At 70.7% G+C, this 16,197-nt stretch carries 11 protein-coding genes; 9 read left to right on the top strand and 2 right to left on the bottom strand.

Annotated elements, in window-relative coordinates; all coding sequences use genetic code 11:
* Positions 1–244: 244 nt before the first annotated feature.
* The 6 genes from AC1RTC_RS16440 to AC1RTC_RS16415 all read left to right on the top strand — a co-directional run bounded on the left by AC1RTC_RS16440 (position 245) and on the right by AC1RTC_RS16415 (position 10,489).
* Positions 245–2,365 (top strand): DEAD/DEAH box helicase, encoded by a 2,121-nt coding sequence (locus tag AC1RTC_RS16440; RefSeq protein WP_493157565.1) that lies wholly within the window; start codon positions 245–247, stop codon positions 2,363–2,365.
* Between the two features lie 214 nt (positions 2,366–2,579).
* On the top strand, positions 2,580–2,996 hold the full coding sequence (locus AC1RTC_RS16435; protein WP_493157563.1) for a VanZ family protein: 417 nt from the start codon (positions 2,580–2,582) through the stop codon (positions 2,994–2,996).
* Positions 2,997–3,123: 127 nt separating this feature from the next.
* Positions 3,124–7,359 carry an ExeM/NucH family extracellular endonuclease gene (locus tag AC1RTC_RS16430; protein WP_493157561.1) on the top strand — a complete coding sequence of 1,412 codons (4,236 nt, stop codon included), beginning with the start codon at positions 3,124–3,126 and terminating at the stop codon, positions 7,357–7,359.
* Between the two features lie 63 nt (positions 7,360–7,422).
* Positions 7,423–9,234, top strand: coding sequence for a DNA helicase RecQ (recQ, locus tag AC1RTC_RS16425; protein ID WP_493157560.1), 1,812 nt, complete (start codon positions 7,423–7,425; stop codon positions 9,232–9,234).
* Positions 9,235–9,287: 53 nt separating this feature from the next.
* Complete coding sequence (locus AC1RTC_RS16420) at positions 9,288–9,917, top strand: hypothetical protein (protein ID WP_493157558.1); 630 nt, start codon at positions 9,288–9,290, stop codon at positions 9,915–9,917.
* A gap of 23 nt (positions 9,918–9,940) precedes the next feature.
* Positions 9,941–10,489, top strand: a complete 549-nt coding sequence (locus AC1RTC_RS16415; RefSeq protein ID WP_493157556.1) for a TetR/AcrR family transcriptional regulator — start codon at positions 9,941–9,943, stop codon at positions 10,487–10,489.
* Position 10,490: 1 nt separating this feature from the next.
* Here AC1RTC_RS16415 and AC1RTC_RS16410 read toward each other — a convergent pair whose 3' ends face one another.
* Positions 10,491–11,690 carry a hypothetical protein gene (locus AC1RTC_RS16410; protein WP_493157554.1) on the bottom strand — a complete coding sequence of 400 codons (1,200 nt, stop codon included), beginning with the start codon at positions 11,688–11,690 and terminating at the stop codon, positions 10,491–10,493.
* Positions 11,687–12,004 carry a PadR family transcriptional regulator gene (locus tag AC1RTC_RS16405; RefSeq protein WP_493157553.1) on the bottom strand — a complete coding sequence of 106 codons (318 nt, stop codon included), beginning with the start codon at positions 12,002–12,004 and terminating at the stop codon, positions 11,687–11,689. The genes AC1RTC_RS16410 and AC1RTC_RS16405 overlap by 4 nt, the downstream gene beginning before the upstream one ends.
* A gap of 104 nt (positions 12,005–12,108) precedes the next feature.
* Here AC1RTC_RS16405 and AC1RTC_RS16400 point away from each other — a divergent pair, with 104 nt between their 5' ends.
* From AC1RTC_RS16400 to AC1RTC_RS16390, 3 genes are all read left to right on the top strand, one after another.
* Positions 12,109–12,915, top strand: a complete 807-nt coding sequence (locus tag AC1RTC_RS16400; protein WP_493157551.1) for an SDR family NAD(P)-dependent oxidoreductase — start codon at positions 12,109–12,111, stop codon at positions 12,913–12,915.
* Between the two features lie 272 nt (positions 12,916–13,187).
* On the top strand, positions 13,188–15,251 hold the full coding sequence (locus AC1RTC_RS16395; RefSeq protein ID WP_493157549.1) for an acyl-CoA dehydrogenase family protein: 2,064 nt from the start codon (positions 13,188–13,190) through the stop codon (positions 15,249–15,251).
* The gene (locus AC1RTC_RS16390; RefSeq protein WP_493157547.1) at positions 15,248–15,976 is read left to right on the top strand and encodes a lysophospholipid acyltransferase family protein; all 729 of its coding nucleotides are present in this window, start codon (positions 15,248–15,250) and stop codon (positions 15,974–15,976) included. Before AC1RTC_RS16395 ends, AC1RTC_RS16390 begins: the two co-directional genes overlap by 4 nt.
* The last annotated feature ends 221 nt before the right edge of the window (positions 15,977–16,197 follow it).

The following is a 16,197-nucleotide window of genomic DNA, read 5'->3' as shown; positions in this document are numbered from 1 at the left end:
CAAACCTAGTGCTTTGACCTGTGATGGAGTAACGTTGGCAAGTCGGCTCAAGACAGCGCCAATCGTGGCGCATGGGTTTGTAAGTCTTGCGGGCCGGATCACCAGCAGTCAGCTGGTGACATCACACGAATGTATGTGACGGCCTCGGTCAAAGACTGCCCGGGTATCCAGTAAGGCATGTTCTACGGTGCTTTACCTTCATGCGACTGTGTGCATTTCGAATACACAGAACCCGGAAAGAACTATGCCTAACTTCAGCAAGCCCTCCAGCGCCGGTAAGAGCACCGGAGGCAAGAAGCCCTACAAGTCCGCAGGCGCACCCAAGGGCGCGCAGCGCGAGGGCCACCGCGGCTTCCGCGCAGACCAGGCCGCCGTCGCTCCCAAGAAGCGCTGGACCCAGGATGACCGTGCCGCGCGCACCGGCGACCGCCCGACCGGCGCCGACCGCCGCCCGGACTGGAGCCCCCGCGACTCCAAGCCCGCGACCAACCGCGCCGACCGCCCGGCGTACGGCGACCGCCGCCCCGAGCGCCCCTCGTACGGCGACCGCCCGGCCGTCGAGCGCCCCTCGTACGGCGACCGCCCCGCCCGCACCTCGGGTGTCGGCGGCTCGAACAACGAGCGCCCGGCCCGCCCGGCGTACGGCGACCGCGCCGAGCGCCCCGCCTACAACGATCGCCCGGCCCGCACGGAGCGCCCGGCGTACAACCGCGACGAGCGTCCGGCCCGCCCCGCGTACAACCGCGACGAGCGTCCGGCCCGCCCCGCCTACAACCGCGACGACCGCGCGCCCCGCACGGAGCGCCCGGCCTACGGCAACGACCGCCCGGCACGTTCCTACGACCGCACGGAGCGCCCGGCCTACGGCAGCGACCGCCCGGCTCGTCCGGCCTACGACCGCACCGAGCGTCCCGCCCGCCCTTCGTACGACCGCGCAGACCGCCCGGCCCGCTCGTACGACCGCCCGGAGCGCCCGTCCTACGACCGTGCCGACCGGCCCGCGCGCAGCTACGACCGCGACGACCGCCCGGCCCGCCCCGCGTACAACCGCGACGACCGCGCTCCCCGCTCGTTCGACCGCGACGACCGCCCCGCCAAGCGCGAGAGCGACTTCTACACGCGTGCCACCACCAGCGGCCCGGTCGAGGACGTCGTGCTCGAGCGCCTCGAGGCTGCCGTCATCACCGCGAGCGACGTCGAGGGCGTGACCTTCGGCGACCTCGGTCTCGGCAACAACATCGTGCGCCAGCTGGCGTCGATGGGCGCTGAGGCGCCCTTCGCCATCCAGGCCGCCACCATCCCCGACGTGCTCGCCGGCAAGGACGTGCTCGGCCGCGGCAAGACCGGCTCCGGCAAGACCATCGCCTTCGGCGCCCCGCTCGTCGAGCGCCTCATGGAGAACAACGGAGGCAAGGACCGCCAGATGGGCCGCAAGCCCCGCGCGCTGATCCTCGCCCCCACCCGCGAGCTCGCCCAGCAGATCGACCGCACCGTGCAGCCCATCGCGCGCAGCGTCGGACTGTTCACGACGACCATCGTCGGCGGCGTGCCGCAGTACAAGCAGGTCTCGGCCCTCCAGCGCGGCGTCGACATCGTCATCGCCACCCCGGGCCGCGTCGAGGACCTCGTGGAGCAGGGTCGCCTCGACCTCTCCAACGTCTTCGTGACCGTGCTCGACGAGGCCGACCACATGTGCGACCTCGGGTTCCTCGAGCCCGTGCAGCGCATCCTCAAGGAGACGAAGGAGGGCGGCCAGAAGCTGCTCTTCTCCGCGACCCTCGACAAGGGCGTTGCCACTCTCGTCAACGAGTTCCTCGTCGACCCGGCCGTGCACGAGGTCGCCGGTGAGGACCAGGCGTCCTCCACGATCGACCACCGCGTGCTCCTCATCGAGCAGCGCGACAAGCGCGCCATCATCGAGCAGCTCGCTGCCGGCGACGGCAAGACGCTGATCTTCACGCGGACCCGCGCGTTCGCCGAGGAGATGAGCGACTACCTGGAGGACGCCGGGATCCCCGCGACGAGCCTGCACGGTGACCTCAACCAGTCGCGCCGCACGCGCAACCTGCAGCTGCTCACCAGCGGCCGGGTCAACGTGCTCGTCGCGACCGACGTCGCCGCCCGCGGCATCCACGTCGACGACATCTCGCTCGTCATCCAGGCCGACGCCCCCGAGGAGTACAAGACCTACCTGCACCGCTCGGGCCGCACGGGCCGCGCCGGCAAGCAGGGCACGGTCGTCACGCTCATCAACCGCAACCGCCGTCGCAAGATGGACGAGCTGCTCGGCCGCGCCGAGATCGACGCCAAGAGCGAGTACGCCGCTCCCGGCGACGCGCTGCTCGCCGAGCTCGCCGCTCTGTAAGGCGTGAGTAGGCCGCCCCGCGGCCGTATCGAAACCAGAAGGCGCCCAACCCTCCCGGGATGGGCGCCTTCTGCGTACCCGCTCCACCGTTGCGGAGGACGACACGCCGTCGTGTGCCCGGCGTTACCGCCCAGGCGGCGTGTCATCCTCCGCAACGAGGCCGGGGGAGCAACGAGGCCGGGGGAGCAACGAGGCCGGGGGAGAATGGGCACCCATGACCCGCCGCATCCTCGCCGTCGCGCTTGCCGCATACACCGCGTTCGTGCTCTTCGTGACGCTCACGCCGCGGATCCCCGGCACGAGCACGGTCGCGATCCTCGTGAACTCCGTGCTCGGGTACTTCCACGACCGCGGCCTGCTCGTCGGCGTCGGCTACGACGACGTCGAGTTCCTCGCGAACATCGGGATGTTCGTTCCGCTGGGCGTCCTCGCCGCGCTGGTGTGGCGCGCATGGTGGGTGCTGCCGATGGGCACGGCGCTCTCCGGCTTCGTCGAGCTCTACCAGTCCCTGCTGCTGCCGGGCCGCGTCGGCGAGTGGCGCGACGTGCTGTCGAACAGCATCGGCTTCCTGGTCGGGGCCGGCATCGTGCTCCTGGTCCGAGCGCGGAGGCGGCGAGTGTCCACACGGTGAAGCTTCGGTGCCCGTCCTCGACTTTCGAGCGCGGGCATGCCTATGGTGGACCTGACCCCCATTGGGGGTACACCCGACGCCTTGTTCTTCCCCTAGAGATTTTCCCTACAGAGGAGACCACCGAGTCATGTCACTTCATCGCATCCCCCGCAGCCTCGCCGCCGTAGCAGCAGCGACCGCCCTCGCCCTCGGGTTCACCGCCCTCACCGCCACCGCCGCGAACGCCCTCGTGGTCACCAACGTCATCGCCGATGTGCAGGGGGACGGCGCCACAACCCCGCTGAGCGGCGCGGTCGTGACGGTCCAGGGCGTGGTCACCGGCGACTACCGCAACTCCACGGCGAGCGGCTACCGCGGCTTCTACCTGCAGGATCCTGCGGGGGATGCCACGGACGCGCGCTCCGACGGCATCTTCGTGTTCTCGGCCAACGCCGACCCCGCCATCGCCCTCGGCGACCTGATCACGGTCACCGGCACCGCGGGCGAGTTCAACGGCCAGACGCAGATCACGGCCACGTCCAACGGCGCCTACACCGTCGTCACCGCCGGGGCCGGGGTCCCCGCGGCCACCGTGCTGCCCGACAGCGTCGTCGGCAGTGCGCGTGAGGCCTACGAGGGCATGCTCGTCACTCCGGAGAGTGCCTACCTCAGCTCGAGCCACCAGCTCTACAACTTCGGCACGCTGTGGCTGAACGTCGGCGGCCTCGCCGTGAAGGCGACCGAGACGACGGATGCCGGTGACGCCGCCCTCGCGATCGCCGCCGCCAACCGCGCCAACCGGCTTCTCGTCGATGACGGCTACAGCATCCAGATCAGCAACGGGGCGCACCCGGGCGGCCAGCCCTACTTCGACACGAGCACGGTCGTCCGCAACGGCGACCGGTTCGTCTCCCCGGCCGGCGGCATGATCCTCGGCTGGGGCTTCGACGACTGGCGCCTGCAGCCGCAGCGCCCGCTGAGCGACACCTCACCGGCGGAGTACGCGGCGTACGAGCCGACCTGGGAGTCGCTCAACCCCCGCACGGACGCCCCTGAGGAGGTCGGTGGCGACTTCTCCGTCGGCGCCTTCAACGTCTTCAACTACTTCACGACGTTCGGCGGGGATGCCCGCGGTGCAGACGACGCGGAGCACTTCGCGATCCAGCAGTCGAAGATCGTGGCCGCGATCAACGCCCTCGACGCCGACATCGTCGGCCTGATGGAGATCGAGAACTCGGTCAAGCTCGGCGAGGAGCCGGACGAGGCGCTCGGCAACCTCGTCGACGCGCTCAACGCGGACGCGGGCGAGGGCACCTGGGCTTACGTGCCCACCCCGGAGGTGCTGCTGGATGCCGCGACCACCGACTTCATCACCAACGCGATCATCTACAAGCCCGCCGTCGCCACCCCCGTCGGGGCGAGCACGGCGGACAGCGACGAGACGGTCTGGGACATCGCGCGCGAGCCGATCGCGCAGACCTTCGACGTCGACGGCAAGGTGCTCACGGTCGTCGCCAACCACTTCAAGTCGAAGAGCCCGCCCGAGGGCGGCGGCGCTGAGCCCGCCGACCTGCAGGGCTTCTTCAACGCCGAGCGGGTGGAGCAGGCCACGAGCCTCCTCGACTTCGTCACGGGCATCCAGGCGGACCCGGCCAAGGGCCCGGACGTGATGCTGCTGGGCGACTTCAACTCGTACCACGAGGAGGACCCGGCCCAGGTGCTCACGGGTGCCGGCTTCGTCGACCTCGTGCCGGACAACACGGACGAGTACACCTACACGTTCGACGGGGAGCTCGGCTCGCTCGACCACGCCTTCGCGTCCCCCTCGCTCGCGTCCGCCGTGACCGGCACCGACGTGTGGACGATCAACTCGCCCGAGTGGTCCGACCGCGGCTACGAGTTCGGCGCTGCCGAGTCGGGCACGCCGTTCCGCTCGAGCGACCACGATCCCGTGAAGGTCGGGCTGAGCGCCGCGCCGACGCCGGTCGACATCGACCTCGTGAGCGTCAACGACTTCCACGGCCGGCTCGAGGCCGCGCCGCCCATCGCCGGCGCCGCCGTGCTCGGCGGCATGGTCGACGCGTACCGCGCCGCGAACCCGAACACCCTGTTCGTCGGGGCCGGCGACTTCATCGGCGCCTCGACCTTCACCTCGTTCATCCAGCAGGACGAGCCCACCATCGAGGCGCTCAACGCCATCGGCCTCGACACGAGCGCCTTCGGCAACCACGAGTTCGACCAGGGCCGGGACGACGTGGACGGCCGCGTCGCCGACCTCGCCGACTGGGACTACCTCGCGGCGAACCTCTACGAGAAGGGCACCCAGACCCCCGCGTTCCAGGAGTACTTCCTCAAGCAGTTCGGGGATGTCACGATCGGCTTCGTCGGCGCGGTGACCGAGGAGCTGCCGAGCCTGGTCAGCCCCGACGGCATCGCGTCCCTGGACGTCGGGCCGGTGGTGCCCGCGGTCAACCGCGTCGCCGACCAGCTCAGCGACGGGGACGAGTCCAACGGCGAGGCCGATGTGGTCGTGCTCCTCGTGCACGAGGGCGCGACGACGACCGACATCGCGAGCGCCACGGACGACTCGCCCTTCGGCCAGATCGTGACCGGCGCCGACCAGAACGTCGACGCGATCATCTCCGGCCACACGCACCTCGCGTACGACCACGAGATCCCGATCCCGGGCACCGACAGGGTCCGCCCGGTGGTCTCCTCCGGCCAGTACGGCGAGAAGTACAGCCACATGTCGCTCTCGGTCGACCCCGAGTCCGGCGAGCTGCTGAGCATCTCGGCAGAGGTACTGCCGCTCGCGGGGGCCTTCGCGCCCGACCTCGAGGTGGCGCAGATCGTCGCTGACGCGGTCGCCGTCGCCAAGCAGCTCGGCGCCGTGAAGGTCGGCGAGATCACCGCCGACTTCAACCGGGCGAAGCAGACCGCGGCCGGCTCGGAGAACCGCGGCGGCGAGTCCACGCTCGGCAACTTCGTGGCCGACGTGCAGCTGGCGGCGACACAGGATGCCGGTGCCCAGATCGCGCTGATGAACCCGGGCGGCCTCCGCGCTGACCTGAAGTTCACCGGCACGGGCGCCACGGATCCGGACGGCAACCTCACCTTCGCGGAGGCCGCCGCCGTGCAGCCCTTCGCGAACACCCTCGTGACGCTCGACCTCACCGGGGCGCAGCTCAAGCAGGTGCTCGAGGAGCAGTGGCAGCCCGCGGGGGCGAGCCGCCCGTTCCTCAAGCTCGGCGTCTCCAGCGGGTTCGAGTACACATACGACCCCGCGGGTGCTGCGGGCGACCGTGTCGACGCGGTCTACCTCGACGGCGAGCCGATCGACCCGGCCGGCACGTACACCGTGACGGTCAACTCGTTCCTGGCCGCGGGAGGGGACAACTTCCTCACCCTCGCCGCGGGCACCAACAAGGCGGACTCGGGCAAGGTCGACCTCCAGAGCATGGTGGACTACTTCGAGGCCAACCCCACCGCGAGCCCCGACTACGCCCAGCGCGCCGTCGGCGTGACCCTCTCGGCACCGGATGCCGACGGGTACAGCAGCGGGGACGCGGTGACCGTGGGGCTCTCGTCCCTGCTGTTCAGCAACGGGGAGCCGAACGCCGGGACCGCGGTGGTGAGCGCCGGTGACACGGTGCTCGGCGAAGCAGCGATCGACCCCGCCATCGTCGACACGACGGACGAGGTCGGCCGGGCATCCGTGCCGATCACCGTGCCGGAGGGCACGCCCGCCGGGACGCTCGTCCTCACGGTGACGGTGCCGGAGACCGGGACCTCGATCGACGTGCCCCTCGAGGTCACCTCCGACCAGGAGGCGATCGAGAACGTCACGGCGCCGACCATCACGGGCCAGGCCCGCGTGGGCCGCACTCTCAGCACGGACGGCGGCACCTGGAGCGTCGACGACCCGTCGCTGGCGTACCAGTGGAGCCGCAACGGCACCGCGATCGAGGGCGCCACGGCGGCCACGTACACGGTGGTGGCCGCCGACGCCGGGGCTGAGCTGACGGTGACCGTCACCGCGAGCAAGGACGGCTACGCGAACGGCGTCGCCACCTCCGAGGCGGTCGACGTGCGCAAGGTGGCGAGCTCCACCTCGGCGTCCGCCTCGAGGTTGATCGTGCTGGGCAACCAGTCGCTCAACTACCGGGTGGCGGTCACGGGCGCGGGCGGCACGGTGCCGACGGGCGAGGTCGCGATCTACGACGGCAGCCGCAAGATGACCACGGTGCAGCTGGGCGCCGACGGCAAGGCGACAGTGCCCATCACGGGCCTCGGCCGCGGCATCCACCTGCTGACGGCGAAGTACCTCGGCAACGAGCAGGTTGCGGGCTCCACCAGCTGGCCCTCCCTCGTGCTCAAGCTCTGAGCGGTCCCACAGGATGAGCGGCAGGGTCGGCACCACGTCGGCCCTGCCGCTTACTGTTAAGCAATGACCCCCGCGCCCGAAGCACCTGAGAAGCTCGGTGTCCTCGAGAAGACGTTCGGGTACTCCTCGTTCCGCGGCCAGCAGGCCGACATCATCCAGACCGTCATCGACGGCGGCGACGCCCTTGTCCTCATGCCCACGGGCGGCGGCAAGTCGCTGTGCTACCAGATCCCCGCGCTGGTGCGCGAGGGCACGGGCGTGGTCATCTCCCCGCTCATCGCTCTGATGCAGGACCAGGTGGATGCCCTCTCCGCCGTCGGGGCGCGCGCCGCGTTCCTCAACTCGACGCAGTCCGCCGAGGAGCGCGCCCGCGTCGAGGCCGCCTTCCTCGCGGGCGAGCTCGACTTGCTCTACCTCGCGCCCGAGCGCCTCCGCGCCGCAGCGGGCCTGCTCGACCGCGGCACCATCGCCCTCTTCGCGATCGACGAGGCGCACTGCGTCTCGCAGTGGGGCCACGACTTCCGGCCGGAGTACCTGCAGCTGTCGATGCTGCACGAGCGCTGGCCCAGCGTGCCGCGCATCGCGCTCACGGCCACCGCCACCGAGCAGACCCGGCGCGAGATCGCCCAGCGCCTCGACCTCACCGGCGCGAGCCAGTTCGTATCGAGCTTCGACCGGCCCAACATCCAGTACCGCATCGAGGGCAAAGCGCAGCCGCTGCAGCAGCTTCTCTCCCTCCTGCGCGCCGAGCACGCCGGCGACGCGGGCATCGTCTACTGCCTCTCGCGGGCCTCCGTGGAGAAGACCGCCGAGTTCCTCATGGAGAACGGCATCCAGGCCCTGCCGTACCACGCGGGCCTCGACTCGGGCGTGCGCGCGCGCAACCAGTCGCGGTTCCTCCGGGAGGACGGCATGGTCATGGTCGCGACCATCGCCTTCGGCATGGGCATCGACAAGCCCGATGTGCGCTTCGTCGCCCACCTCGACCTGCCGAAGAGCGTCGAGGGCTACTACCAGGAGACGGGCCGCGCGGGCCGCGACGGCCTCCCGTCCACGGCGTGGCTCGCGTACGGCCTGCAGGATGTCGTGCAGCAGCGCCGCATGATCGACCAGTCGGAGGGCGACCTCGCCCACCGACGCCGCATGGGGGCGCACCTCGACGCGATGCTCGCGCTGTGCGAGACGGTCGAGTGCCGCCGGGTGCAGCTGCTCGGCTACTTCGGGCAGGTGTCCGAGCCGTGCGGCAACTGCGACACGTGCCTCTCGCCGCCCGAGACCTGGGACGGCACGGTGCCCGCCCAGAAGCTGCTCTCGACGATCGTCCGGCTCAAGCGCGAGCGAAACCAGAGCTACGGTGCCGGGCACGTGATCGACATCCTGCTCGGCAAGCAGACCCCCCGCGTCTCGCAGTACGGGCACGACTCGCTCGCGACATTCGGCATCGGGCAGGACGTCTCCGAGCAGGAGTGGCGGGGCGTCGTCCGCCAGCTGCTGGCCCAGGGGCTGCTCGCGGTGGAGGGCGAGTACGGCATCCTCGCGATCACCGAGTCCTCGGGCACCGTGCTGTCGGGCTCGCGCCCCGTGCTGCTGCGGCGCGAGGCGCCCAAGCGCTCGAAGGCGGCGAAGAAGGCCGTCGCGGCGCAGCTGCCGGAGGTCGCGCTGCCGCTGTTCGAGGCGCTGCGGGCGTGGCGCTCCGGCGAGGCCACAGCGCAGGGGGTTCCGGCGTACATCGTGTTCGGGGACGCGACCCTGCGAGGCATCTCCGTCACGCGCCCCTCGACCCTCGAGGAGCTCGGCACCATCACGGGCGTGGGCGAGAAGAAGCTCGAGCAGTACGGGGATGCCCTTCTCGCGGTCGTCGCAGCGGCGGAATAGTTACGCTGTTCCCCTACCTCCGGGCGGCACTACCGCGCACCTAGGCTGGCCGCGTGATCCGTCGACCGCTCCTGCTCGTGCCCCTGCTCGTGCTCGCGCTCTCGGCCTGCCAGCCGACGGTCACCGCCTCGACCTCGCCGCCGCCGACGACCGCCGCGACGAAGACCGCGACCGCGAGTGCCGCACCGACCGCCGCGCCGACCCCCACCTCCGAGCCGAAGCCGGTGCTCGACTCGATCTACGTGGACGGCGACGCACTGACGCTCACGGCCGCTGACGGCTCCGTGATCGCCTCCCTCGACTTCTTCCAGCCGCAGGCCGACGCGGTCGCCGCGCTCACCGACGCGCTGGGGTTCGCGCCCGCATCCGACTCGTCGAACTCGTCCCCGGCGTTCGACTTCGAGGGGCTGAAGATCGTGGGGCCCCCGATCGACGGCGGCCCGGGCTGGACGTTCCGCGTGAGCACTACGGTCGCGTCGGTGCGCGGCATCCCGATCACGACTGTCGGCGGTGCGGGGGTCGGCTCCGACGCGCAGAGTCTGGCGGCGGCCTACCCCAGCACCTCGCGCACGATCACCACGTGGCTGCAGATCGGCATCCCGAGCGGCAGCTACGGAGCGGTCCTCCGGGCCGACGACCCTGCCGGCGCCGTGACCTCGATGCTGGTGCCCGCGCCCGTGTAGCCCGCAGTCGTAGACTGCACCGGGTGAGCACGAGTCCCCGCAGCAACCGCGGCCCCGCCGCCGCCGCGGAGAACCGCGCGGCGATCATCCGCGCTGCGGGCGAGGTCTTCGCGGAGCAGGGTCTCGACGCGCCGTTCTCGGCGATCGCCAAGCGCGCCGGAGTGGGCCAGGGCAGCCTCTACCGCAACTTCCCGACGCGCCAGTCGCTGGCCTTCGTCGCGTTCGAGAACAACCTCGGCGAGATCGAGGCCGTCGTCGCCCGCGGCGGGACACTCGCCGACGTGCTGACGATGGTCTCGCAGCAGGCGAGCAGCTCGGTGGCCTTCATCGAGCTCATCGCGCGCCACCCGCACGACCCGCACGGCGCGCTGCTCGGCGCCCGCATCGCGGCGATCATCGAGTCGGTGGTGGAGGAGGGCCGCGCGACGGGCACGGTGCCCGCTCACTTCACCTCCGAGGATGTCATGCTCGCGATCCAGCTCGTCGCGGGCGGCGCCTCGATCGCGCTCCCGACAGACCGCGCGGCGCTGATCGACCAGGGGTGGCGGATGATGGGCATCCGGCTGGGCTGAGTCAGGCCAGGGCGACAACGATCTGGCGGCGCGGGGCGATCCAGCCGGTCGCGGCCGCCAGCAGCGCGGCGACCCCGGCGACGTAGATCAGCCCGCGGGCGGGAGCGGCGTCGAAGCGCGTACCGGGGAACGCGGTGAGAACGTCGTACCAGAGCGCCTGCCCGGCAGTGGACATGACCATGACCACCACCGCGAAGAGGGCGAGGCCGACGAGCGCTGCCCGCCCGGAGTCGCCCGCGCGCGGGTGCCGTGCGAGTACGAGGCCGACGACCAGGTAGCCGAGCGCGAGCACCGCTGCGGCCACCGCCCAGACCACGATGTCGCCGATGCCCGCGGAGCGCCCGACCACGGCGTAGATCTCCTCGAGCGGGCGCCCCGATGTCACCCACAGCGGCGTGAGCACGAGCGTGTCGAACACCCCGAAAGCGATGAACCCGAGCAGGGACAGCGTGGCGGCGATGAGGACGACTCTCGGCCGCAGACCTCGTCCCGGTGCGGCCGAGCGACGGCCGGCCCGCAGCCGCAGGAGCAGGCCCAGTGCCACGACAACGGCCACGGAGGTGAAGAGGTTCACGACGAAGAGCTGGTCGGCGACGAACGCCACGACCGCGGCGAGCGAGAGCGCAACGACGAATCCGGTGCGCATCCCTCCTCGCCAGGCGATGACCCCGAGCACGAAGGCGGTGATCAGCAGGGCGATGGCCAGGTAGGGAAGGTAACGGCTGCCGGGAATCGCATCCGAGATCACTACCGGAATCGTCGACCCCGCGGCGAAGATCACGAGGCCGGCGGTGGCGAGCGCGGCCGACGTGCGTGCGAGCCCCGTGCTGAGCCGCGCGGCGGCCCACAGCTGCACCAGTGCGACAAGCATGAGCACCAGCACGATGGGCAGCCAGCCGATGCCGACGTTCTCGAACGCGCCGCGCATGAGCGCTACGGCTCCGGTGGCGGCGACGAGCAGCAGCGCCCACCGAGCGTGCCGCTGGGAGAGCGCGGCACGGGGGACTCCCGCGATGGCCGGGTCGTCCCGGTCCAGCGTGAGGCTGAACACGACGGCACCGAGGGCAACGCGAGACGGCCGGATGCCCGCCTCAGGCGCCGCCGCGACATCCGCAGCCCACTCTTCCCGGTAGCGCTCCCGCATGCCGGCGGGCAGCGTGCCTGCCGCAAGCCGCGCGATGCGAGCCGCCCAGGCGCTCATGCGTCGACCTCCGAGACACGTGCGACCCGGACGGGGCCGCGGCGCCGGTATCCGGCCACCGCCTCGCGGGCGGCAACGGCGCCGTCGGCGGTGAGGAGGTACAGCCTGCGGCGGGGGCCCGGACGGTTGTCGGTGTCATCCCAGCGGGAGTCGACCCAGCCGAGTCGCTCAAGCCGCTCGAGCAGGGGATACACCGTGCCGGCGGGGCGAGTGGAGGACTTGATGATCTCGAGCCCCCACGTCGCGCCCGAGGCGTCGAGCAGGCAGGAGAGTACGTCGATCGTGGCGGGAGTAATGCGCGAGAGGGGCTCCATGGCCTAAATCTATCTATATAGAGATAGAGGGGCAACCCCCCTCTGGTACATACTTGATTCCTAACCGGACAGTGTTGTCCGCTACCCGAGAGAAAGGCTCAGCCATGCAGATCACCGACAAGGTCTTCGTCGTCACCGGAGGCGGCAACGGAATGGGGCGCGAGGTCGCCCTCCAGCTCATCGCGCGCGGCGCGCGGGTCGCCGCCGTCGACCTGAACGAGGCCGGACTCGCCGAGACCGCCGCCCTCGCCAAGGCAGGAGAGCGGCTCAGCACCCACGCGCTCAACGTGTCCGACCGCAAGGCGGTGCTCGCGCTCCCCGATGCCGTGGTCAAGGCGCACGGGCAGGTCGACGGCCTGTTCAACGTCGCCGGCATCATCCAGCCCTTCGTGAAGATCAACGAGCTCGACTTCGACGTGATCGAGCGCGTGATGAACGTGAACTTCTGGGGCGTCGTGAACATGTCGAAGGCGTTCCTGCCGCACCTGCTCGCGCGGCCGCAGTCGGGCCTGCTCAACGTCTCGAGCATGGGCGGGTTCCTCCCGGTCCCCGGCCAGGCGGCGTACGGAGCGAGCAAGGCAGCGGTGAAGCTCTTCACCGAGGCGCTCTTCGCCGAGACGCAGGGCACTCCGCTGAAGGTGACCGTCATCTTCCCCGGTGGCGTGGGCACGAACATCACCGCGAACTCCGGCGTCGACACGAGCCGCCTGGAGGCCGCGTCCGCGGGCGCCAAGGAGCGCAAGGTCACTACTCCGCAGGACGCCGGCCGGCAGATCATCGACGCCATGGAGAAGGGCGCCTACCGGGCGACCATTGGAGGGGATGCACGGTTCATGGACCGCTTCTCGCGCTTCTCGCCGCGCCGGGCCACGCTGCTCATCGCCAATCAGATGAAGGCGCTCCTCGGCTGAGCACCCCCACGCCCCTGCTCGCGCTACACCTTTCCACTCGCGCTACTGAAATAGCTGGCGCGCGCCGAGAAAGCTGTAGCGCGATCGCGGGTGCGGGCGGGAGGGCCGCGCGAGGGCGGCGGGAGGGCGGGCGCCCGAACAGCGCAACCCGACAAGGGCCGGGGCACAGGTTTGGATGTTTCCGCCAAAGGTGAGGGGACGGTCATCCCGCCGTATTGCAGGCTCTCTACGCACCGTTTCGCGGCCCGGGGGAGCGGACGTACCGTGACGATATGAGCCAGACCGTCGACCGCACCCCCAAGACTCCCGTCACCCAGCCCGCCGCCCCCGTCGTCGACGTCGCCGCGCTGGGCGAGCAGCTCATGGGCCGCTGGAAGGACATCCGGCGCACGTCCCGTGCGCTCTCGGCCCGGCCGGACCTCAAGCGCATCGAGGGGCAGACCCTCACCGAGCACCGCGAGCGCGTGATGGACCAGCTGCACCTGCTCGTGGAGGAGGGGGCCGTGCACCGCGCGTTCCCGAAGTCGGTGGGCGGCGAGGAGAACCACGGCGGCAACATCGCCGGCTTCGAAGAGCTCGTCCTGGCGGACCCGTCGCTGCAGATCAAGTCGGGCGTGCAGTGGGGCCTGTTCGGCGCCGCCGTCATGCACCTCGGCACCGAGCGGCACCACAAGGAGTTCCTCCCCGGGATCATGGATCTGAGCATCCCCGGGGCCTTCGCCATGACGGAGACGGGACACGGATCGGATGTCGCGGCCATCGGCACGACCGCGACCTACAACGTCGACTCACAGGAGTTCGTGCTGAACACCCCGTTCCGCGCGGCCTGGAAGGACTACCTCGGCAACGCGGCGGTGGACGGCCGCGCGGCGGTCGTCTTCGCGCAGCTCATCACCCGGGGCGTCAACCACGGCGTTCACGCGTTCTACGTGCCGATCCGCGACGACAACGGCTTCCTCCCGGGAATCGGGGGCGAGGACGACGGCCTCAAGGGCGGGCTCAACGGCATCGACAACGGCCGGCTGCACTTCACCGACGTCCGCGTGCCGCGGCTGAACCTCCTCAACCGCTACGGGGACGTGGCGGAGGACGGCGCCTACAGCTCGCCGATCGCGAGCCCCGGCCGCCGCTTCTTCACCATGCTCGGCACCCTCGTGCAGGGCCGCGTGTCCCTCGACGGCGCCGCCACCGTCGTGAGCAAGCTCGCCCTGACTATCGCGCTGACCTACGGAACGCAGCGCCGCCAGTTCACGGCCGCGAGCGACACCGATGAAGAGGTCATCCTCGACTACCAGCGCCACCAGCGCCGCCTGCTGCCGCGCCTCGCCACCACCTACGCTATGTCCTTCGCGCACGAGGTGTTCCTCGACAAGTTCGACGGCGTCTTCAGCGGCCGCACCGACACGGACGCCGACCGGCAGGACCTCGAGACCCTCGCCGCGGCGCTCAAGCCGCTCAGCACCTGGGCCGCGCTCGACATCCTGCAGGAGGCCCGCGAGGCCTGCGGCGGCTCCGGGTTCCTCGTGGAGAACAGGCTCACGAGCCTCCGCGCGGACATGGACATCTACGCGACGTTCGAGGGCGACAACAACGTGCTGCTGCAGCTCGTCGCCAAGCGGCTCCTCACCGACTACAGCCGCAAGTTCGCGCACGCGGATGCGGGGGCGCTCGCGGGCTACGTCGCAGGCCAGGTGAACGAGGCCGCGATCAACCGCACGGGCCTTCGCCGCCTCGCCCAGAGCGTGGTCGACTTCGGCTCGACGGCGCGGTCGGTCGGGTACGTCCGCGACACCGACTCGCAGCGCCAGCTGCTCACCGACCGCGTGCAGACCATGGTCGCCGAGATCGCCGGCCGCCTGCGCAACGCGAACAAGCTGCCCAAGATGGAGGCCGCGCAACTGTTCAACAGCAACCAGAACGCGCTCATCGAGGCGGCGCGCGCGCACGGCGAGCTGCTGCAGTGGGAGGCGTTCACCGACGGCGTCGAGGCCATCCAGGACGAGGGCACGCGCCAGGTACTCACCTGGCTTCGCGACCTGTTCGGGCTCGGGCTGATCGAGAAGAACGCGGCCTGGTACCTCATCCACGGCCGCATCTCGACGCAGCGCGCCCAGGCGATCACGGCGTACATCGACGACCGGCTGTTGCCCCGCCTTCGCGAGCACGTCCTCCCCCTCGTCGCGGCGTTCGAGTTCTCCCCCGAGCACATCGGCGCCCCGATCGCGCTCGGCCGGGAGAAGGAGCGTCAGGATGAGGCCATGCTCTACTACCGCGGGCTCCGTGAGGCCGGCACCGCGCCCCTCGACGAGAAGCACCAAGTACCCTTGACCAAGTGATCAAGTTCTTCGCCCGGGCGCTCCTGGCGCCATTGGCGAGGCTCCTGTTCCGCCCGAAGATCATCGGCAAGCAGAACGTGCCGCGCTCCGGCGCCGTCCTGATTGCGAGCAACCACCTGTCGTTCATCGACAGCGTCGTGATCACGCTCGTCGCGCCGCGGTCGGTCTCGTTCCTCGCCAAATCGGACTACTTCACCGGCACCGGCTTCAAGGGCCTGGTGTCGCGGCTCTTCTTCACGGGCATCGGGGCGATCGCGGTCGAGCGCTCCGCGGGGCAGGCGGCGCAGGATGCCCTCAACAGCGGTCTCGGAGTCCTCGAGCGCGGCGACGCCTTCGCCATCTACCCCGAGGGCACGCGCTCGCGGGACGGGCGGCTCTACCGCGGCCGCACCGGGGTGGCGTGGCTCGCCCTCACCTCCGGGGTCACCGTGATCCCGGTCGCGCTCACCGGCACGGAGAACATCCAGCCCCCCGGCTCCAGCCGCATCCGGCTCGCCCGCGTGACCGTGGAGTTCGGCATCCCGGTGCCCGTGGTCGGCAGCGCCGCCTCGGGGAAGGACCGCCGCAACGTCACGGACGACATCATGGAGGCGATCCAGCGGATGAGCGGCCAGGAGTTCGCCGACGAGTACAACGAGCCGCCGGCCGCGACCGCCGCGGGCCGTGCCCGTCGGGCGTTCCGGCAGCGCCTCCGCCGCGCGTTCCGCCGCGACGGCCGCCACTAGCGCGCCTGTGGGTTGAGTAAGGCGCTCTGGCGCCTGTATCGAAACCTGTGGGTTGAGTAGTGCGCTCTGGCGCGCGTATCGAAACCTGCGGGTTGAGTAGTGCGCTCTGGCGCGCGTATCGAAACCGGTTGTTCGACTGAGTGGTTTCGATACGGCCGCGGGCGGCCTACTCAACCCACCGGGTTTCGATACGGCCGCGGGCGGCCTACTCAACCCACCGG

Source organism: Rhodoglobus sp. GW821-FHT12B09 (assembly GCF_058809925.1).
Note: the sequence above shows the minus strand (reverse complement) of the source record. Positions and strands in the feature narration are given on the sequence as shown.